The following is a 19721-nucleotide window of genomic DNA, read 5'->3' on the forward strand; positions in this document are numbered from 1 at the left end:
ATATGACTCCTAATGAATTTTACCACCTCTATTCTGGAGAACAGCTAACTGATATTGAGGTAAGGGTGTAATTATAAGAAAAGGCGAGAATTAATTAGATATTGTCCAAAATAAAGGGGTTAATCCGATTAATTATAACTAACTTTATATCTGTTATTATTTTAATTTTTATAAACCATATACTAAGGATAAATTTAAACAAATTCCTAATTATTAAATCTATTATACCGTCATTTATTATTTCTATTTCTATGTTTTTAATGACTTTTATAATATTCAATTTCTATATAAAAAGAAAAAATATTATTGATTTAATAAGGGGGAATTAAATTTGAGTTATATACAATTAAAAGATATTGTAAAACAGTATGGTACTAAAGAAGATACTGTACATGCTTTAAATAAAATTAATCTTAATATAGAAAAGGGTGAAATGATTGCCGTTTTAGGTACATCGGGTTCAGGAAAATCAACATTATTAAACTTAATTGGATGTTTAGATAAAAGTACTAGCGGTAAGTACATATATGATGGCAAAGATATTACAAAGTGTGAAGATAAGGAACTAGCTATAATAAGAAATACCAAAATAGGGTTTATATTTCAAACATTTTCTTTAATTACAGATTATAATGTTATAGAAAATGTTGAGATGCCTTTAGTGTATAGAAAGTTGCTTTTAGGAAATACAAAAAAGTTAGATAAATATGAAATTAAAAGTTTAGCATTAAAATATTTAAAAAAGGTTGATATGGATAAATTTGCAAATAAAAAAGTTACTGAGTTATCCGGTGGACAACAACAAAGAGTTGCAGTAGCAAGAGCATTAGTCAATAGTCCGGATATAATCTTAGCAGATGAACCAACCGGATCTTTAGATAAAGAAAACAGTTTTAACATTATTAAAATATTAAAAGATATTAATAAAACTACTAATACTACTGTAATATTAGTCACCCATGATGAGGAAATAGCTAAAGTTTGTGAAAAAATTATAAGAATAGAGGATGGATGTATTGTTCAATCAGTTTCATTATAGAATCTTAAATTTTAATAGATTAATAGTAAAAAATGTTCTTTAAAGCTTTAAAGAACATTTTTTATTTTATTTAAATTATTAACATGAACTCATATTATATACACCTTTAGGATTTGATATTATACTTTCCTCAATTCGGTCTATTTCCTCTATTGCTTTTTCATTTGTAGGGTACATTCCTAAAAGCACTTTATTTGATGAAAAAAGTCCAGCTGGTGCAAACTGCCCCCAAATATTTACTTTGTTTTTTTTATCTCCCAAGATAGGTCCTATTTGTACTTTTATTATTTTTACTAATTGTTTTTTGTCTTGAGTTCTTATCCACATAAATTCCAGCTCCTTAATATTTTATTTGTTATGCAATTAAAATTTGAATTTACTATGTTTTATACACATTAATTACTAGGTAATGTATTACCAGTTTATATTTTATTATATATAAATTTAAACATATATTCCATAAAGTATTGAAAATCAACTTTATTTATAAGTATGAATGAAAGTATAATAATAACGCTCCATTTATAAATATGAATGCAATTATAATAAATAACGTTAAGTATAAATGGAAAGCATAATAAACTAACACTATTTATAAATATAAAGGAAAAATATAATATATATATCCTTTTTCAAAATATTTATTATCTGATGAAAATAAGGTCTAGTACTGCTTTTTTCTCGAAAAAGACAATAATAATTTTCTCTAATTAAAGAGTTTTTCTATAAAAACTAAAAAGTTAAATTTTAAAGCAATTTTATTAAATGACATTACACTTAGTAAATGATATACTGCAATTAAATTAAATAACTCAATTAAATAAAGGGGGGATAACATGTCTAATGTAACATCAACTAAGGAGTTAAAGAGGGTGTTAGGTAGAAAAGAGTTATTATCTATAGCTGTGGGACAGACTATAGGATCTGGAGTTTTTGCACTTACAGGAGTTGCCATAGCAATGACAGGTAGATCCACCAATTTGGCCATGCTTATAGCAGCATTTTTCACTCTTGCTATGACCATTCCTATGATATTTGTAAGTGGTACAATAAGAATGAGGGGTGGATTTTATACCCAATTAGCATTACTATCTCGAAGAACCTATTCTGGGTTTTTTATAATTATTCACATCATAGCTTGGTCTGCATTATCAATGTATGCAATTAGTTTCGCCGATTATTTATTTGCATTAGTTCCTGTAATTAATAAAACATTAGTAGCCTTTATAGTTTTAACGGTGGTTTATTTACTAAATATTTTTGGAATGGAAAGCACTTCAAAAGTTCAGAATATTATGACCTTTATAATGACAATGGCTATAATGGCATTTTCATTGTTTGGAATAACGAAAATCCAACCAAATTTTTTTAGCCCACCAGATTTTATGACTAATGGAGTTTCAGGATTACTATCTGCTGCTGCATTATTAACATGGGCTATTGGTGGAGCAAATGTTGTAATACATCTTGGAGCGGAAGCTAAAAATCCTACCAGAGATATTCCTTTTGCTGTTATTTTTGGTACTTTAATTGTAGCTATTTTATATGCTTTTATGTCAACAGTAGCTTCAGGAGTTTTACCTGTATCAGAGGTGGCTGGTAAGTCATTGGCTGTTGTGGCACAAGAGGTACTACCTAAATCTTTATATGTATTTTTCATAGTTGGGGGAGCTATGTTTGCATTAATTACTACTTTGAATGCTTGTTTTGGTTGGGTTACAAAACCTATACTTCAAGCCAGTGTAGATGGGTGGTTACCTAAAAAACTTGGTGCATTAAATAGATATAAAACTCCATATGTTATATTAACTTTATTTTATGTGGAAAGTTTAATTCCAATATTCTTTAAATTTAATATATCAACTATTGGAAATATGGCAGTAATATTAAATAATTTATTCTTTGCAATAGTATGTTATTCTGCTATAAATCTTCCCAAAGTGGTACCAGATTTATGGGAAAAATCAAAATATCATGTATCTTATAAGGTATTAGTTTTTTTTAGTGTATTAGGAGCAGTATCCACAATTCTTCAAATAGGATTGTTACTTAAGGATCTTAAACCATCAGAATTTATTGGAAATTTGGCGGTAGCAATATTTGCTATTAGTTACTCAGTATTAAGAAATAAATCAGGAAAAGTAAATATGGAAATAAGTTATGAAGAAGCTTAGAAAAATATAATAAGAAAAGTGAGGGAAGAATATGTTGGAATATAAAAATGTATTAAGTCCTATAAAAATAGGAGCTTTAACATTAAGAAATAGAATTGAATCAGCTCCAAGTAATACTGGAAATGGAACTTTTGAGGGTTTTTTTACCCAGGAGAGTATTGGGTATTTTGAGTTAAAAGCAAGAGGGGGGGCATCTATCGTAACCATTGGAGAAAGTAATGTTCATACTAAAACTGGTGTTGCTCATGGTAGAATGCCTTGTTTAGATAATCCGGATATTTTACCATCATTAATAAGAACTACAGATGCAATTCATAGACATGGGGCATTGGCTTCCATACAATTAATTCATCCAGGAAGAAGGGCAAATAAGGATTATTATAATGGTACAGTATACGGTCCTAGTTCAGGGGAGCCACTATTTGCAGGACCTATTGTGGAAATGGATGAAAAAGTAATTGAAGAAGTAGTTAATGCTTTTGGAGATGCAGCTGAAATGGCAAAGCTTGGTGGGTGTGATATGGTTATGGTTCATGGAGCTCACGGATGGCTTTTACATCAGTTTTTATCACCACTTAATAATAATCGTAGAGATAAATTTGGTGGAAGTTTAGAAAACAGGGCTAGAATTTCTCTAATGGTCATTGATAATATTAGAAAAAAATGTGGAAAAGATTTTCCTATTGAGTTTCGATTAAGTGGTTCTGAGTATGTGGAGGGTGGATTAACAATAGATGATATGGTGGAATTTGCGAAAATAATTGATGGGAAAGTTGATATTATCCATGTCTCAAGTTGTACTTTTCATAATCCTGCAACCAATACACATATGTTTCCATCAGCTTTTCATGAAAAGGGAATAAATGTACCTTTAGCTGAAAAAATAAAAAAGGCTGTAAAAACTCCAGTGGCTGTAGTTGGAGGAATAAATGACCCTGATTTAATGGAGCACATAATCTCCAGTGGAAAAGCAGATATAGTATCTCTAGGAAGACCATTACTTGCGGATCCATTTTTGCCTAAAAAACTTATGGAAAGAAAGGCAGAGGATATAAGTCCATGTTTACGTTGTTTAGTTTGTTTAAGTGGAGATTTTGTTCCATATATAAAATATCCAATTAGAAGTTTAAAGTGTTCTGTTAATCCAATTATAGGAAGAGAACAGGAGGCTACAAGAAAAATACAGCCAGAAAGAAAAAAGAAGGTACTTATTATTGGAGGTGGTCCTGCAGGTATGCAGGCTGCAATTACTGCTTCAGATAGAGGGCATCAAGTTATTCTTTGTGAGAAAAGTGATAGTTTAGGTGGTGCAATAAATCTTATAGAGAATATATCCTTTAAATCAGACCTTAAAAAGTTTAAAAATGTGCTTATTAAAAGAGTTTTAAAAAGAGATATTAAAGTTATGTTAAATACCTGTGTAAATAATGAATTAATAGACTATTTAAATCCAGATGCAGTGGTAGCAGCAATGGGAGCAGAACCTATTAAACCTAATATAGAAGGAATTGAAAACAAAAATGTAATACTTGCTACAGAGATTATAAAAAGAAGTGAGGAAATAGGAAAAAAGGTTATAATAATTGGCGGTGGATTAATAGGCTGTGAGGAAGCATTGAATTTGTCATCACAAGGTAAAAAACTTACTGTTATAGAAATGAGACCAGATGTTGTTATAGATGGGGCATATCTATATAGGGAAGCACTTATGATAAATTTAGCAAAACACCCAGTAAATATTGTTACCAATACTAAATGTAAAAAGATAGTTGAAACGGGAGTATTGGCTATAGATAAAGAAGGTAGAGAAGTTTTATTTAAGGGGGATACTGTAATAGTAGCAGCAGGTTTAAAATCAAAAATACAACAGGTGGATTCTTTAAGAAAATATAATATGGAATTTTACAATATTGGGGATAGCTTTAAACCTAGAAAAGTATTAGATGCAATAAGAAGTGGATACGATATCGGTACAACTTTATAGTTTTTTTAGCCGGGTATAATATTAAATTATACTCGGTTTTTAATATAGGTATAAGTTTAAAATATATTTTAAGAAATCTTTAAAGTTCATAATTTTAAAATATATATGATATAATAGTTTTAACTAAGTTTAAAAAAACTGTAGTGGGGTGGCGGTTGTGGAGAATAAAAGTAATATAAGTATAAGAAAGGAACTTGATATTCCAAATACTTTTAGACGTTATAATGGTTACTCTAAAAAAGGCAATTATGAATTTTATTGTCAAGAATTTGCCTATAGTGCTATATACGGTAACTTAAAATTAAGCAATTTAAGTTATATATTAAAGTTACTTAAATTAAATAAACCTCCTGAAATTTTATTTTTAGTGAGAGTGGATGATTGTAATGATATTTATAATTCCTTTCCAAGATTTTCAATTTACCCACAAAAAGTAAACGTTATCAATAGATTAGAGATGTGTCTAGAAGAACTGGCAATAAAGGGTGTAGTAGCTTCTTTTCTTGGTAGAGATACTATTGGAGTATTTTTATGCTTTTCAGAGGATACTATAACAAAAATACAATTGGGAAAAATAGCTAAATATTTAATTAATAAGGTTAAAAAGTTTACTAAAGAAAGCATATCTATTGGAATTAGTGATTTTTGTAAGAATATTAATGAATTTCCTAGAGGGTATATTCAGTGTCAAAAAGCTTTTGAAAATAATTTTAGTAAGGGAAGAGAAAACTATACTTTTTATGACGAGGTTCAAGAGGAGCGTATTTTATTATGTAAAGAAGATATGGATAGTTTTGCTGCTAAGATAATTTTTTATATTGATAGTGTAAATTTTAAAGGATATATTGAAGAAATTCAAAAAATGATTAAGCATATATCTAATACCAACACTTCTTCTGTGGATGTTCGCATGCAAATGGTAAAGTTAGTAGATAGTATATCTAGCTTTTATATAAAGGAAGGGATAGAAAAAGAAAAAATTGATCACATAAGTATAGTAGCAATGAAAGAAGTGCTTAATAGTAATTTTATTGGATCTATAGAAAAGATAATAATTGAATTTTGTCAAGAAGTTATGAAAAACAGTATAATAATACATCAAAATATAGATGAAAAGATGAAACTATTTATTGAAGAATGTATAAAAAAATATTATAAACATAGTAATTTTAATTTAGAAAAGGCAGCTAGATTATGTAATTATAGTCCCTATTATTTTGGTAGAAGATTTAAAGATATATTTGGCATTTCATTTAATAAATATTTAACTAACTATAGAATAGATAAATCAATAGAGCTTTTAAAACAAAGTCAATTATCATTAGAAGATATTGCCTTTCAATTAGGATTTTGTAGTGTAAGTTATTTTTGCACTGTCTTTAAAAGGGTAACAGGATTATCCCCAAGGCATTATATAAAAGAAAATCTTTAGAAAAATTCTAATAATTAATATAATCAAATAAGCCTATAATTAAATAAAATTTTTTTATAATCTTATTTAATCATTTTATTTTAAAACCTCTCTGATATATTCTTTGTTATTTTGAAACTTTTCATAGTTTATATAAATAGGAAATTTTATAATTAATATGTAAAAATACTGCCTTACAATAAAAATTTAAGTAGGGCAGTATTTTATATAAAATAGTTTGTTTAAGATAATAGTTATATATTAATTGTTTAAATGATTATTGTGGTTCAATTAAAATTCCACCACTAACTATAGGATAACCTGGAAATTGATAAGGGGAGTCGCTTGTACTGGTAACTAACCCAATACAGATAGACACTTGGGTCCCAAGTGGTAATGGGACGTTTAAATTAGTTGATAAGCCTGTAATAGCTTCAAATCCATTATATAATACAGACTGTAAAAAAGTTTGATTTGTATAGGTTAGTGAGCTAGCTTCAAAAGTAAAAGTATTGCTATTTTCAGGTGCTGTTGCAATAACCGCATAAGGAGTAATATTCCTATCTGGTGTATTGTCAGATTCAAAAGCAAATCCAAAGGTAAGTGTTTTTAAAACACCATCAAAAGGCATCTTAAATGCTAACCATTGAGTTCTAGAAGATGGTACAAATACATTTGAATTAGGTGCAGTTAAATCAACACCTACTGTATTTGAACCGTATCCAAAAAGTATAATACTCAATGTCTCTCCAGCCTCATTATTAGATAAAGAAATTGCAGAACCAATGTTTAAAGGTGTAGTGGAAAAAGGTATAAATGTTCCTACACTTGCACCAGTAACACCTGTAGCACCAGTCGCTCCTTGAGGTCCAGTAGGTCCTGTTATTCCCCTAATGCCAGTGGGACCAGTAATTCCTTGAGCACCAGTAATGCCTGTTACGCCTTGAGGTCCAGTAGGTCCTGTTACTCCCCTAATGCCAGTGGGACCAGTAATTCCTTGAGCACCAGTAATGCCTGTTATACCTTGTGGACCAGTTGCTCCGGTTACACCACGTGGGCAAGTACATCTACCATATGAAGGTATACATATAACTTTATTACATTTACTACTCAAATTATCACCTTCTAAGTTTAATAATATAATTTAATTAATTTTCAGTATTGCTTTCTTCTAATAATCTATACTAATATATAGTATGAAGAGTGTTAATTATATGTTATTGAAATGTTGGCAGCATATGAATAATTAATATTTAAAATAACTTTAATATAAATCACATTTTAGTGTGATTATGATACTTGAATTTATACTAAGAGTTGGGTTAATTATTAAATAAATTAGAAAGGGGTAATGTTATGTGGAAAGAATTAGGTATTGGTAGTGGTACTGTATGTATTCTTTTGATTATATTATATTTTGTTATAAAATGGGCAGTTAGAAATGGAATAAAAGAGGCATTGAAAGATTTAATAGCTATTGAATCTTGTGAAGAGAAAAAAAATAACGGGGCAATGAATAGCTTTTTAGATAAAACTACTAAAACAGATATATAAACCGGAATAAAACAGTTGTTCATTTAATTATATTTTAGTATTATAAAAGAAGTATTTTAAAAATAATTTATAAAAATATAAAAGATTAAGTATTTAGGAGGGAACATATGGGATTATTTAGTGGATTGATGGGGAATGCTTCTGAGGTTAGTATAGCTGAGGTTCAGGAAGAGTATAGTAAAATATTAGCACAAAATGAAAGGGTGGAAAAAGCTTATAAACTTATCCGTGACATGTTTATTTTTACAAATAAAAGATTGATTTTAGTTGATAAGCAAGGTATGACAGCAAAGAAAACAGAGTATCATTCTATTTTATATAAATCTATAACGCATTTTAGCATAGAAACTGCAGGGCATTTTGATTTAGATGCAGAACTAAAAATCTGGATTGCAGGAACAGAGTTACCTATAGAAAAGCAATTTAACCAAAGTTTAAACATCTATGAGCTTCAAAGTGTATTAGCTGAATATGTTTTAAGATAAGGTTTTAATATGGAGAGAAAAAAACTACTAATTATAGTAAGATATATGGCTATAATGTTTCTTGTTTTTAGTATTATTTCCCTGGAAAAGAGTGATGTTTCACCCTATGGGGTTATTTTGATATTATTATTTATTATCAATAATAATATTAGATTTTTTATTTATAATAAAAATTATAAATTTGTTTTCATGTCTATAGTATTAGAATGTACTTTAGCTTATATTGGGTATAGAAATTATTCTGGCATATTGTTTTTTTATTTTTTTACAGATGTTTTAGATTCTGCTCTTTTTCTTAAAGGAAAGTTATCTTATTTTACATTTTGTATGATATTAACCATAGTAGTATCTCTTGGATGGGGTTTAAATTTAACAGATAAATTGTCCTTGGTCACTTCTTTTGTTATGCTATTTATTTTGGCAACTTATATAAAAGAAGAAAATAGTGCAAAATTAAGAGCACAAGATTTATATGATAAACTTAGAATTTCAGAGGGAAAATTAAAAAAAGCTAATAGAGATTTAGAAAGCTATGCAAGTTCTATAGAGGAACTTACATCTCTTCGTGAGAGAAATAGAATATCTAGAGAAATTCATGATAGTGTAGGGCATAGTTTATCTACAATGATTATACAATTAGGAGCAATAGAAAAAATTTCTGTTAAGGATAGTAAACTCACATGTGAAATGGCAAAAAATCTAGGTAAGTTTACAAAAAATAGTTTAGAGGAAGTAAGATGTGCTGTAAGAGCTTTAAAGCCTAGAGAATTTGAAAAATACGAAGGAATTTTGGCTGTAGAAGAACTAACAAAGAATTTTGAAAAGCTTACTGGAATAAAGATAAAACTTAACTTTTCAAAGGAAAAATGGAGCCTTAATTCGGATCAATGTTTTGTTTTATATAGGATAGTTCAGGAATTTTTATCAAATTCTTTAAGGCATGGAAAAGCCACAAGAATAGACATTTTTATGGGATATAATAAAGAAAACCTAATTATAACTCTTAAAGATAATGGACAAGGTACGGATAAAATAGAAAAAGGCGTTGGACTTAGAGGCATATGGGAAAGAGTTAATGAATTAGGTGGTACCGCAGCTTATAATAGTAAAAAAGGTGAAGGATTTTTATTAAAAGTAGTATTGTATCCACGGCTAAATGAAATTTAAGCAAATTTTATTATAAAGTTTATTAAGCATATAGTGATTGTGTAAATAATTAGATAACCATTTTTAGAATTCACAATTCGTAAGAGAAAGGATTATAAAATGGATAAAACCAATATTATTATAATTGATGATGAAAAATTAATAAGAGAAGGATTAAAAATAATTCTTTCTACCTATGAGGACATTGAAGTTGTAGGTGTTGCTGGTGATGGTATACAGGGGCTTGAAATATGTAAACATCAGGATGTAAATGTAGTCTTAATGGACATAAGAATGCCAAATTGTGATGGAGTATTGGGTACAAGAATTATAAAAGAAAAGTTTCCTCATATAAAAATATTAATATTAACCACATTTAATGATAAAGAATATATTCATGAGGCATTAAAATTTGGAGCATCTGGTTATTTACTAAAGGATAGTTCAAATGATTTAATTTATGAGGGCATAAAAGCCTGTTTAAAGGGAAATGTTGTGGTTCATCCAGATGTGGCAAATAATATTATACTTAATACTAATTATGATAAAGCATTAAATGATAATGATATTAATCTAAAATATAATCTTACAAAAAGAGAAATTAATATTATAAGAGAAATTGCTAGTGGACTTTCAAACAAAGAGATAGCAGATAGAATATATCTATCAGAAGGAACTATAAAAAACAATATAAGTAATATACTCTCCAAATTAGACTTAAGAGATAGAACCCAAATAGCTATATTTGCTTTTAAAAATAATATAATAAATTAAACATTTAGTGACTTAAGTCATTTGTATTAGTTACTTTAGACAATAGTAAAACCTCCTTAAATTTTCTATTATATACTTAGAAAGTTTAAGGAGGTTTTTTAAATGAGCATAATTGAGGTAAATAATGTTACAAAAAGGTTTAATGATAAATTAGTTTTAGATAATATAAACTTTAAAATTGAGGAAGGGGAAATATTTGGACTTATAGGGCCTAATGGAGCGGGAAAGTCTACATTAATAAATATAATGACTAGTATTTTAAAATCAACTTCAGGAGATATAAAAATTGGGGGACATTCTATAACAAGTGAGGCTTTAAAGGCTAAAGAATATATAGGATTAGTACCACAGGAAATAGCATTAATAGAAACTGTATCCGCCCTTGATAATCTCGAGTTTTTTGGAAGTTTATATAACCTTAAAGGGAAGCTTTTAAAAGAGAGAATAGATGAGGCATTAGAAGTTATAGGACTTAAAGAAAAAAGACGTGAAAAGGTTAAAAAATTTTCTGGGGGTATGAAAAGAAGGTTAAATATAGCTGCAGCCATAATGCATCATCCTAAAATACTTATAATGGACGAGCCTACAGTAGGTATAGATCCTCAGTCGAGAAATCATATATTTGAGTTTACAAAAAAAATAAACAGAGATGAAAATACTACTGTAATTTATACATCTCACTATATGGAAGAGGTTGAAATGCTTTGTAATAATTTATTTATTATGGATTTAGGAAAAGAAGTAGCCTATGGAAATAAGAATTATATAAAATCCATGGTAAGGGATAAAAATAGGGTGATATTAAAATTGGAGAACTATAATGGGGAGACTATATTAAATATTAAATCATTAAAAGGTGTTTTACAGTGTGAAGAGAAAACGGGAATTATAAAACTTTTAGTTCATGAAAATGATTTTAAATTAAATTCTTTATTTAAAATACTTGAAAAAGAAGATGTATTAGTAAAGGGCATAAATTTTGAAGAGCCTACGTTAGAGGAGGTATTCCTCGCACTGACAGGTAAAAAGCTTAGGGATTAATTATTTTATTAATTTATCTTACAATTAATTAAAGATTAAATTTTACCAAATAAAAAGGAAACTATAATACACAGTGAAATTAAATAGATAGATTAATTTTATTAGGAGTAAAAATTAAATTAAGACAATGAAATTAGGTAAATAGGTTGATTTTATTAGTAGTAAAAATTAGATTAAGACAATGAAATTAAGTAAATAGATTGAATTTACTAGTAGTTACAATATTAAATTTTGTATAGGGAGGAAAAAGTGTGAGGTTAAGAGCATTTATAAAACTAACATTAAAATCTTTATTGAAAGAATTGCCTATTATGATTTTTACTTTTGCAGTATTTCCAATAGTTTTAAGTTCATTATATGGATATTTTCAAAAGGATATGTTTAATCCTAAAAATGAAATAGAGAAAATTTCAATATATGTAGAGGATCATGATAATTCAAAATTGTCTAAGGGATTTACTCATTTTTTAGAAAGTAATCAGTTAAAAGAATTTATAGATATTAAAAAGTATAGGGAAAAGGCAGGACAAGAATTAATAATTCCAAAGGGATATGAAAAAGCTATTATGGAAGATAAATTAGCTGTAGTAAAAATAAATGAAAGAGAAAAAGATAGGGAAATATCTTCTAAAATATTAAAGGACTTAACAGATAACTACATGAAAGAAGTGAAAAATAATTTTATAATAGAAAACAACATAAATAAAATGGATATTTCTAAAGATAAAAAGGATTTATTAATTAAAGAAACCTCAAATGAAATTACCAATATATATATAAAGGATTCTATAAAAAATTCCATAGTAAAAGACACAAGAAATTTAACATCTTATGAATACTATTCAGTGTCTATATTAAGTTTTATGTTTATAGTAACTATAATGTCACTTTGCAATGGATATTATGATGAAAAGAAAAAAGGTATTTTCCAAAGGATGTTATCTACAACCATAAGTAAAGTTGAATATTTTAATTATTCCTTAGTTTCCTGGTATATTTTTGCGATTTTATTTAATTTAATATATGTATTAGCCTATAGACTTTTAGGACTATCTTTTAGTGGAAATTTTGGACTTTTAATTTTAATAATACTAAGTAAAAGCTTGCTTGAGGTAGCGGTATCTTCACTTGTAATAGCTTTTTTTAAGAATAAAAAGATGGCAATGATATTTTTAAATACAATTATTATAGTTAGTGTAAGTTTAGGTGGTGTATTTTTTCCACTTGATAAGGTGATTAATAATTTTAATAAGATATTTAAAATTTTAAGTGATTTTTCACCTAATGTACTTATTATAAAAACCTATAAAAGCTTTTTTATTTATAATTCCTTTGAATCTATTAAGTATTTTTTAATGACATTTGTTAGTATATCAATAGTTTTATATTGCATTAGTCTTATAAAGATTAATGTGAAATGGGGGGAGTAACATGAAAATATTAAGATATGGAATTATACAATTTAAAAGAATGATAAAAGATATTAAAGTTATAGGTTTTATGTTTATTATGCCCCTTATAGTTATAAGTATAGTTAATTTTGGGATAAAAAATAGTGGTGGACACACTATTATGGTAGATGTAGCCTTTAATGTAGAAGACTTAGGTAAATGTGGAAAAGAACTTTTAGAAGAACTTAAAATACCAGATAAATCTATTTATAATAATAATAAGGATAAGGCTATGGAATCATTAAATAAAAATGATATAGTAGCGGTATATGAAATACCTAAGGATTTTTCTGAAAGCATTAAAAATGGAAAAAAACCAGAGATAAAAGCATATAAAAAAGAAATAGGTAATGGAACACTACCTATAGAAAAGTGGATAAACGATAATATAAATAAAAAAGTTAGAGAAAATTTATTAATGAGTAAAAACATTATAAAAAGTAAAGATGAGTTAGATAAAAAGAGTGTAAATACGGTTATAGAAAATACTAAAGATTTGGAGGAAGAAATATTTTTGGTATTAGTTTTAATAATTAATTTTGTAATTTTTTCAGCTAATAATGTGGTATCAGAAATATTGGCTTTTAAGAGACAAAATATATTAAAAAGGGCTATAACTACATCCAATAGAGGTTTTGAAATAATAGGTGGAATATATTTGGGCATGGTTTTTATTCAAAGTTTTGTGTATATGTTGGTTTATATATGTGGAAAGTTTATAATTGGGTATTCTTTTAACAATATTTTACTTATATTTATAAATATAATACTTGCAAGCATATTTTCAGTAAGTTTAGGTGTGTTTGTAACTAGATTACTTCAAAATGAAGCGGTGGCAGCTCTTGTGGTTAATATAGTAGGTATAAGCACAACATTTTTAAGTTTAAATTCTATAGGACTATATACAAATAAACCTTCTTGTATATTATTGAATATAGGAAAATTTACTCCTCAATATTGGGTATTTGATAGCATAAAACATTTTAGATTATTTCCTAATATTTTTATTATAGTTTTAATGTCTTTAGTACTATTTACAGCAGGAAACATTAAAGTAAGAAATTTTATAGAGAATTAAGATACCACTTATAAAGGAAAACTCACCACTTGCCCAATATATATTTACAAGGGTAAATGCAGTTAATATAATAACAGTGTAAGGAGTGAAAATATGAGATTACGAATTGAAGTAGACAATAAAATTAAAGAAAATGAAGTTATTATTAGATGTAATGAATTAAATGATGATGTTAAAAATATTCAAAGTTTGCTTCAGGAAATTGTATCTCATAAAAAACAGATTACTTTTTATAAAGGGGATACTGAGTATTATCTAAGTTTAGAGGATATTTTATTTTTCGAAACAGAAGCAAAAGGTATTTGTGCACATACTAAAGATAATATATATAGTGTGAAATATAAGCTTTACGAACTTGAAGAGGTTTTGCCAGGATATTTCATGAGGGTGTCAAAGTCAACAATTTTAAATACTAATCATATTTACTCCATAACACGTAGTATATCTTCATCAAGTAAGGTTGAGTTTTTAAATACTCATAAGCAAGTATATGTTTCAAGATACTACTATAAGCCATTAAAAATAAAATTATTAGAAAAGAGGAAATGAGATGAAAGGAAAGAGAATATTTTGGGGTGTTTTTCTTGTATTATCAGGTATTTTTATGATTATAAGCAAGCTTGGATTCTTTCCAGATGTAAATGCATTTAGTTTATTAATCACAGTTTTTTTAGTTATAGTTATTGTAAAGAGTCTATTACGTATTAATTTTTTTGGTGTTTTATTCCCTATTGCATTTCTATGCATAATATATGACAAGCAACTAGGGCTTACAAGCATTACACCAGGGCCTGTATTATTTGCAGCATTTCTTTTAAGCATTGGTCTTTCTATGATTTTTCATAAAAATAGTAAATGGTTCCAAGGCAGAGAAAAGCATGATGATTATAGTTTTCAGGATATTAATATAGAAGATGAGGATCATGTTAGGTTCAAAAATTCCTTCAGTGGTAGCATAAAATATATAAACTCAAATAAATTTGAAAGGGCAGATATTAGTTGTACTTTTTCAGGTATCAAGGTTTATTTTGATAATGCTTCTATGAAAAGTGAAAATGCTGTGGTTAGAATTGATGCCTCTTTTTCAGGAGTAGAGCTTTATGTACCAAAAAATTGGAGAATTGAAGATAAAACTGATGTGTTTTTAGGTGGAATTAGTGAAAAAAATAAAAGTGATTCCGTCATAACAAATACCTTAACACTGGTTGGCAATATAAGTTTTGCAGGAGTAGAGATAATTTATATTTAATAGACAAAGTTTTATTAGAGGGGAGTTTTTACTCCCTTTAAATTTTATATTTATTTAAAAGATAAGAGATGTTTTAAATAAAAAGTTAAGTTTTAAGTCATATAAATCTCTTTTTATACTTAAAACTTTATCTTATAGTTACAGTTTGTAACCATCTATCTTCTTTAGTGGAAGATAACCGTTAAAATTCCTCTTTATAAGTTTTTTAAAATTTTAAATGAATATAGGGATTATATAAGTAACATGCCATTGAGTTGAAGCACTTAATCTAAATTTTAGGCTAAATTATAAGAAAAAAAGATGTAACAGTGTGTTTCTAATAATCATTTATAATTATTTTACTCTTTAGTAATAAAGATAGCAAAATAGGAACAGAAAAATATACTATGTTGTTATATCATAATAATAGCTTTAAAAAGTAGGTGAGTACTTTATGAATTATAGAAAAGATATAGAAAAGTGTATTGATTATATAGAAGAGCATATTAATAGGCCTCTTACCCTTAAGGAAATTACACAGGAAATAGGATACTCAACATATCATTTCTGTAGAGTTTTCTCCTTTTTAAAGGGGGTGCCATTAATGGAATATGTAAGAAAAAGAAGACTTTCTTTATCTACTATAGATTTATTGGAAGGTGAAAAAATAATAGATATTGCTTTAAAGTGGGGGTTTGAAACACCAAGCAGTTTTGCAAAGGCATTTAAAAAAGAGTTCCAATGTAGCCCAAGTGAGTATATTAAAAAAATGAAGAGTAATGACAAAATTAAAAATAATTTATTGGGAGCGACGGCTATAAATAAGCCAATTATAGTTGAAAAAAGTGGATTTAAAGTTGCAGGGTATGGAATTAAAACTAATGTGGCACAGGGTAAATATACAAAAGATGTAGCTTCTTTTTGGAGTAATTACAATGGAGAAAATTTGGAAAGTAAATTATATAAAGTTTTATCACCATTAAAACATGGAGAAATTGGACTTTGTATACCCTGTTTTAGTAGCGGGGATGTAATATATTTATTAGGGGTTATTGTAGAGGATTTTTCCAAGACAACTTCAGATATGATAACTGTGGAAATACCAAAGGCACAGTATGCAGTATTTACTACAAACCCTGTAAATACACTGGAAGATCAAGATCAAAAGGAATTTGCTAAAGTTATAAAAGAAACATGGAAATATATATTTGATACATGGTTTAAAAATAATGAATACGTATATGATGAAGAAAAATTAGACTTTGAATTTTATGATGAGAGATGCCATTTAAGACCAGATACTGTTATGGATATTTATGTACCAATTAAAAAAGTGAAAGGGGATATTTATGATTAATTATTATGGAAGCTTATGTACTACAATGTATGAGCTATTGCATCCTAAGGCACCGGAGGATGAATTAAATTTCTATTTACAATATGCAAAAAAAGAAATGAAAATATTAGAGCCACTTTGTGGCACAGGAAGATTTTTAATACCTTTTTTAGAAAGAGGCTTTAATATTACGGGTTTTGATATGTCTAAAGATATGCTAAAAAAGCTTTTTAAAAAGTCCCCTAATGCAAAGGTATTTCAAAGTTCTATTGAAAATTTTTCTCCAAATGAAAAATACCACTATATTTTTATTACCTCTGGCTCATTTTCTTTATTTTTAAAGGAAGAAACTGCATTTAATGTTTTGGTAAAAATGAGAGAATCACTAAAGCCCCATGGAAAGTTTGTTTTTGCTGCTGAAACTTTAGCAAACATAACTTGTGATAGAGATTATTATATTGAAAACTCTAGTGTAACCACCAAAGAAGGATATGATTTAATATTAAAAACCAAAAGCTTTTATCACAAGGAAAGCAAAATATTATTAACACCAAGTTTATATGAATTATACAAAGGTGAAAATTTAATTAAAAAAGAGAAAATGGATTTTAGAGTGAAACTTTACGACTATAAATATCTTCAAAATCTTATTTTACAGGCAGGCTTTATAGGAAGTTATGTCTACAATGATTTTAATAAAAATCAAGCCCTAGACAAATCCACCCAAACACTCATATATGAATGCTATATTTAAAAGAAAAGTATTATTTAAAACCTACATATTTTCAAGTTAAAACTTGCAATGCTACGGGTTTACCTGATGACTACTATCTTTAATATTCCCATCTTTTTTAGTGCCGGTAAAGATTTAGTACGTCATAAAATAAGGATTTCTAAAATTTAAATGAAAGCTACTAAAAAAAGAGAACTTTTAAGAAAGTTATTATAAAATTAATGGGAGTAAAACTTTCCTTAAAATTCAGGGATATGTTTATGGCAATGTTAGTATAAAAAATATCTAAATTATATTTTCCAAGTAAATCAAAATTATAAACCTATCCTAGCTATTGAAATACAAGGCTTAGGGTAGGGTTTTGTTTTTAGCTTTTTTAAAAAATGAAATCACTTGGAAAACTTTTAGTGAAACCTTGAAATATCAATGGTTAGATGATACCCTTAATATTAAGGAATGCCTATTTTATGATGGTTGAACATTAACATAAGATGTATTTAAATTAACGAAAAATGGGAATGTAGGTGCGATTGTGGGGGTTGAACATTAACATAAGATGTATTTAAATAGTCAAAAGACCGATGAACAGACCCCATTGTAGTCCGGTTGAACATTAACATAATATGTATTTAAATCAAAGATATGGAACAAATATAAATACTTTAAAAAGGTTGAACATTAACATAAGATGTATTTAGGTAGGGAAACAAAATCTATGATTTTTATAAGAACTACACTGATTTAAATAGAAGCAGAAGGAGTTAGGGATGAAGTTTAAAATAATATTTTTCTAGTGAATCAAATTTTATGATATTTTCAGGTATTATAGGAGGCGCAATAATGGGGTGCATGTGTGCTTTTATAGGATTTTCAATGGCAAATAATAAAAGAAATTAATAAGCTTTAGTAGCTGTTTTATCCATTATCATTTTAAATTTATCATAATTAACTGTCCATCCAACAGTTCTGTATGTTATTTTTGATTTAGAGGGTATACTTTGAGGTAAAGTATCAATATTTAAACCATTTAAAGCAACTTCTGGTTTTGCTGCTGCTCTAACAGATATATAACAAAAGAGGATTGGTAATGAATTTTTAGCTCAAGCAGTACCTCAAATGTTGCCATGGCGTGAAAATGGATATTATTTCATAATTAATAAAGAAGTAAATGATTTTTTAAAGGAACCAATAAAACCAATTCCATTATGGATGCAAGGAATAAATAAGACTAATGCATATAGATTATTAAAAAATATACAAGCACAATTAAATAAAAATATAGATTTTAATCAATTTAATTTATTTGATTTTTATAGTGTAATATCTTTGACAAATAAGCTATGTACATGTATAAAAAATAATTAATCTTTGAAATATTTTAATGTTAAAATGGGGGGATTTGTATATGATTTCCATAAAAAATATATATAAAACCTATGGAAGTGGAACTGGGAAAGTACAAGTTTTAAACGGAATAAATCTAACTGTAAATAAAGGAGAATTTTTATCAATTATGGGACCCAGTGGTTCGGGTAAAAGTACTCTTCTTCATATTATGGCTGGTTTAGATAAACCAACGGAAGGAGAAATAATATTTAAAGGAAAAAATATATATGATATTAATGAAAATGCTTTATCAGATTTAAGAAGAAAAGAATTTGGTTTTATATTTCAATCATTTAATTTAATTCCTGTATTAACAGCTGAGGAAAATATAAAACTTCCACTAATGGTAGACAAGGGTAGATTTGATATTGAATATTTTAATTATCTTGTAGAATATCTAAATATAAAAGATAGACTACACTATTATCCAAGTCAATTATCCGGAGGGCAACAACAAAGGGTGGCTATAGCAAGAGCTCTTGTAACCAAACCTAATATAGTATTTGCAGATGAGCCTACTGGAAATTTAGATAGTAATTCAACTAATGAAGTTTTAGATATACTATGTAGTTCAATAAAAAAGTTCAATCAAACACTTATAATGATAACACATGATCTAAATGTAGCCTCTTATGCAGATAGAATTTTAAAATTAAAAGATGGCTCCATAATGAAAAATTTAAGTTAGAGGATAATATTATGAGTAATTTTAAATTAATTATAAAATATATGAAAAATCAACCTAAAAGAACATTATCAATAATCTTTAGTATTCGGATTAACCCCTTTATTTTGGACAATATCTAATTAATTCTCGCCTTTTCTTATAATTACACCCTTACCTCAATATCAGTTAGCTGTTCTCCAGAATAGAGGTGGTAAAATTCATTAGGAGTCATAT

At 27.4% G+C, this 19721-nt stretch carries 19 protein-coding genes; 17 read left to right on the plus strand and 2 right to left on the minus strand.

Translation table 11 applies throughout. The features are described from left to right. The first annotated feature begins 331 nt into the window (after window positions 1–331). The gene (locus EJL03_RS15490) at window positions 332–1039 is read left to right on the plus strand and encodes an ABC transporter ATP-binding protein (RefSeq protein ID WP_125154870.1); all 708 of its coding nucleotides are present in this window, start codon (window positions 332–334) and stop codon (window positions 1037–1039) included. 78 nt (window positions 1040–1117) lie between these two features. Here EJL03_RS15490 and EJL03_RS15495 read toward each other — a convergent pair whose 3' ends face one another. Further along, window positions 1118–1366: a hypothetical protein gene (locus EJL03_RS15495; protein WP_125154871.1), complete on the minus strand. Its 249-nt coding sequence runs from the start codon at window positions 1364–1366 to the stop codon at window positions 1118–1120. Between the two features lie 509 nt (window positions 1367–1875). Here EJL03_RS15495 and EJL03_RS15500 point away from each other — a divergent pair. From EJL03_RS15500 to EJL03_RS15510, 3 genes are all read left to right on the plus strand, one after another. Further along, complete coding sequence (locus EJL03_RS15500) at window positions 1876–3213, plus strand: APC family permease (protein WP_125154872.1); 1338 nt, start codon at window positions 1876–1878, stop codon at window positions 3211–3213. A 31-nt stretch (window positions 3214–3244) separates the two neighbouring features. Continuing rightward, window positions 3245–5197, plus strand: coding sequence for an oxidoreductase (locus tag EJL03_RS15505; RefSeq protein WP_125154873.1), 1953 nt, complete (start codon window positions 3245–3247; stop codon window positions 5195–5197). 157 nt (window positions 5198–5354) lie between these two features. Beyond that, on the plus strand, window positions 5355–6629 hold the full coding sequence (locus tag EJL03_RS15510; RefSeq protein ID WP_125154874.1) for an AraC family transcriptional regulator: 1275 nt from the start codon (window positions 5355–5357) through the stop codon (window positions 6627–6629). A gap of 256 nt (window positions 6630–6885) precedes the next feature. Here the strand turns inward: EJL03_RS15510 and EJL03_RS16680 are convergent, their stop codons facing one another. Beyond that, window positions 6886–7722 carry a hypothetical protein gene (locus tag EJL03_RS16680; RefSeq protein ID WP_279222093.1) on the minus strand — a complete coding sequence of 279 codons (837 nt, stop codon included), beginning with the start codon at window positions 7720–7722 and terminating at the stop codon, window positions 6886–6888. 242 nt (window positions 7723–7964) lie between these two features. Between EJL03_RS16680 and EJL03_RS15520 the strand changes: the two genes are divergently transcribed. The 13 genes from EJL03_RS15520 to EJL03_RS15580 all read left to right on the plus strand — a co-directional run bounded on the left by EJL03_RS15520 (window position 7965) and on the right by EJL03_RS15580 (window position 19508). Then, entirely contained in the window at window positions 7965–8162 is a 198-nt protein-coding gene (locus EJL03_RS15520; protein ID WP_125154875.1) for a DUF6019 family protein, read from the plus strand. A gap of 107 nt (window positions 8163–8269) precedes the next feature. Further along, entirely contained in the window at window positions 8270–8647 is a 378-nt protein-coding gene (locus tag EJL03_RS15525; RefSeq protein ID WP_125154876.1) for a PH domain-containing protein, read from the plus strand. Between the two features lie 9 nt (window positions 8648–8656). Continuing rightward, window positions 8657–9814 carry a sensor histidine kinase gene (locus tag EJL03_RS15530; RefSeq protein WP_125154877.1) on the plus strand — a complete coding sequence of 386 codons (1158 nt, stop codon included), beginning with the start codon at window positions 8657–8659 and terminating at the stop codon, window positions 9812–9814. 99 nt (window positions 9815–9913) lie between these two features. Beyond that, window positions 9914–10567 carry a response regulator transcription factor gene (locus tag EJL03_RS15535; protein ID WP_125154878.1) on the plus strand — a complete coding sequence of 218 codons (654 nt, stop codon included), beginning with the start codon at window positions 9914–9916 and terminating at the stop codon, window positions 10565–10567. Between the two features lie 102 nt (window positions 10568–10669). After that, window positions 10670–11608 carry an ABC transporter ATP-binding protein gene (locus tag EJL03_RS15540; protein ID WP_125154879.1) on the plus strand — a complete coding sequence of 313 codons (939 nt, stop codon included), beginning with the start codon at window positions 10670–10672 and terminating at the stop codon, window positions 11606–11608. Window positions 11609–11859: 251 nt separating this feature from the next. Further along, window positions 11860–13038, plus strand: a complete 1179-nt coding sequence (locus EJL03_RS15545; RefSeq protein WP_125154880.1) for an ABC transporter permease — start codon at window positions 11860–11862, stop codon at window positions 13036–13038. Window position 13039: 1 nt separating this feature from the next. Continuing rightward, the gene (locus EJL03_RS15550) at window positions 13040–14137 is read left to right on the plus strand and encodes an ABC transporter permease (RefSeq protein ID WP_125154881.1); all 1098 of its coding nucleotides are present in this window, start codon (window positions 13040–13042) and stop codon (window positions 14135–14137) included. A 93-nt stretch (window positions 14138–14230) separates the two neighbouring features. After that, entirely contained in the window at window positions 14231–14686 is a 456-nt protein-coding gene (locus EJL03_RS15555; protein ID WP_125154882.1) for a LytTR family DNA-binding domain-containing protein, read from the plus strand. Window position 14687: 1 nt separating this feature from the next. Next, window positions 14688–15386: a LiaF transmembrane domain-containing protein gene (locus tag EJL03_RS15560; RefSeq protein ID WP_125154883.1), complete on the plus strand. Its 699-nt coding sequence runs from the start codon at window positions 14688–14690 to the stop codon at window positions 15384–15386. A 433-nt stretch (window positions 15387–15819) separates the two neighbouring features. Next, window positions 15820–16722, plus strand: a complete 903-nt coding sequence (locus EJL03_RS15565; RefSeq protein WP_125154884.1) for an AraC family transcriptional regulator — start codon at window positions 15820–15822, stop codon at window positions 16720–16722. Further along, window positions 16715–17455 carry a class I SAM-dependent methyltransferase gene (locus tag EJL03_RS15570; RefSeq protein WP_125154885.1) on the plus strand — a complete coding sequence of 247 codons (741 nt, stop codon included), beginning with the start codon at window positions 16715–16717 and terminating at the stop codon, window positions 17453–17455. Before EJL03_RS15565 ends, EJL03_RS15570 begins: the two co-directional genes overlap by 8 nt. A 1095-nt stretch (window positions 17456–18550) precedes the next feature. Continuing rightward, the gene (locus EJL03_RS15575; RefSeq protein WP_125154886.1) at window positions 18551–18799 is read left to right on the plus strand and encodes a hypothetical protein; all 249 of its coding nucleotides are present in this window, start codon (window positions 18551–18553) and stop codon (window positions 18797–18799) included. A gap of 34 nt (window positions 18800–18833) precedes the next feature. Then, complete coding sequence (locus tag EJL03_RS15580; protein ID WP_164509124.1) at window positions 18834–19508, plus strand: ABC transporter ATP-binding protein; 675 nt, start codon at window positions 18834–18836, stop codon at window positions 19506–19508. Window positions 19509–19721: the final 213 nt, after the last annotated feature.

This window comes from Clostridium rectalis (genome assembly GCF_900626095.1).
Classification (GTDB): Bacteria; Bacillota; Clostridia; order Clostridiales; family Clostridiaceae; genus Clostridium_AS; species Clostridium_AS rectalis.

Excerpts from the sequence above, each read along its gene's own strand:
- EJL03_RS15495 (WP_125154871.1), bottom strand. The coding sequence starts at position 1,366 with ATGTGGATAAGAACTCAAGACAAAAAACAATTAGTAAAAATAATAAAA.
- EJL03_RS15555 (WP_125154882.1), top strand. The coding sequence starts at position 14,231 with ATGAGATTACGAATTGAAGTAGACAATAAAATTAAAGAAAATGAAGTT.
- EJL03_RS15550 (WP_125154881.1), top strand. The coding sequence starts at position 13,040 with ATGAAAATATTAAGATATGGAATTATACAATTTAAAAGAATGATAAAA.
- EJL03_RS15570 (WP_125154885.1), top strand. The coding sequence starts at position 16,715 with ATGATTAATTATTATGGAAGCTTATGTACTACAATGTATGAGCTATTG.
- EJL03_RS15565 (WP_125154884.1), top strand. The coding sequence starts at position 15,820 with ATGAATTATAGAAAAGATATAGAAAAGTGTATTGATTATATAGAAGAG.
- EJL03_RS15500 (WP_125154872.1), top strand. The coding sequence starts at position 1,876 with ATGTCTAATGTAACATCAACTAAGGAGTTAAAGAGGGTGTTAGGTAGA.
- EJL03_RS15575 (WP_125154886.1), top strand. The coding sequence starts at position 18,551 with ATGTTGCCATGGCGTGAAAATGGATATTATTTCATAATTAATAAAGAA.
- EJL03_RS15540 (WP_125154879.1), top strand. The coding sequence starts at position 10,670 with ATGAGCATAATTGAGGTAAATAATGTTACAAAAAGGTTTAATGATAAA.
- EJL03_RS15530 (WP_125154877.1), top strand. The coding sequence starts at position 8,657 with ATGGAGAGAAAAAAACTACTAATTATAGTAAGATATATGGCTATAATG.
- EJL03_RS15535 (WP_125154878.1), top strand. The coding sequence starts at position 9,914 with ATGGATAAAACCAATATTATTATAATTGATGATGAAAAATTAATAAGA.
- EJL03_RS15520 (WP_125154875.1), top strand. The coding sequence starts at position 7,965 with ATGTGGAAAGAATTAGGTATTGGTAGTGGTACTGTATGTATTCTTTTG.
- EJL03_RS15505 (WP_125154873.1), top strand. The coding sequence starts at position 3,245 with ATGTTGGAATATAAAAATGTATTAAGTCCTATAAAAATAGGAGCTTTA.
- EJL03_RS15525 (WP_125154876.1), top strand. The coding sequence starts at position 8,270 with ATGGGATTATTTAGTGGATTGATGGGGAATGCTTCTGAGGTTAGTATA.
- EJL03_RS15560 (WP_125154883.1), top strand. The coding sequence starts at position 14,688 with ATGAAAGGAAAGAGAATATTTTGGGGTGTTTTTCTTGTATTATCAGGT.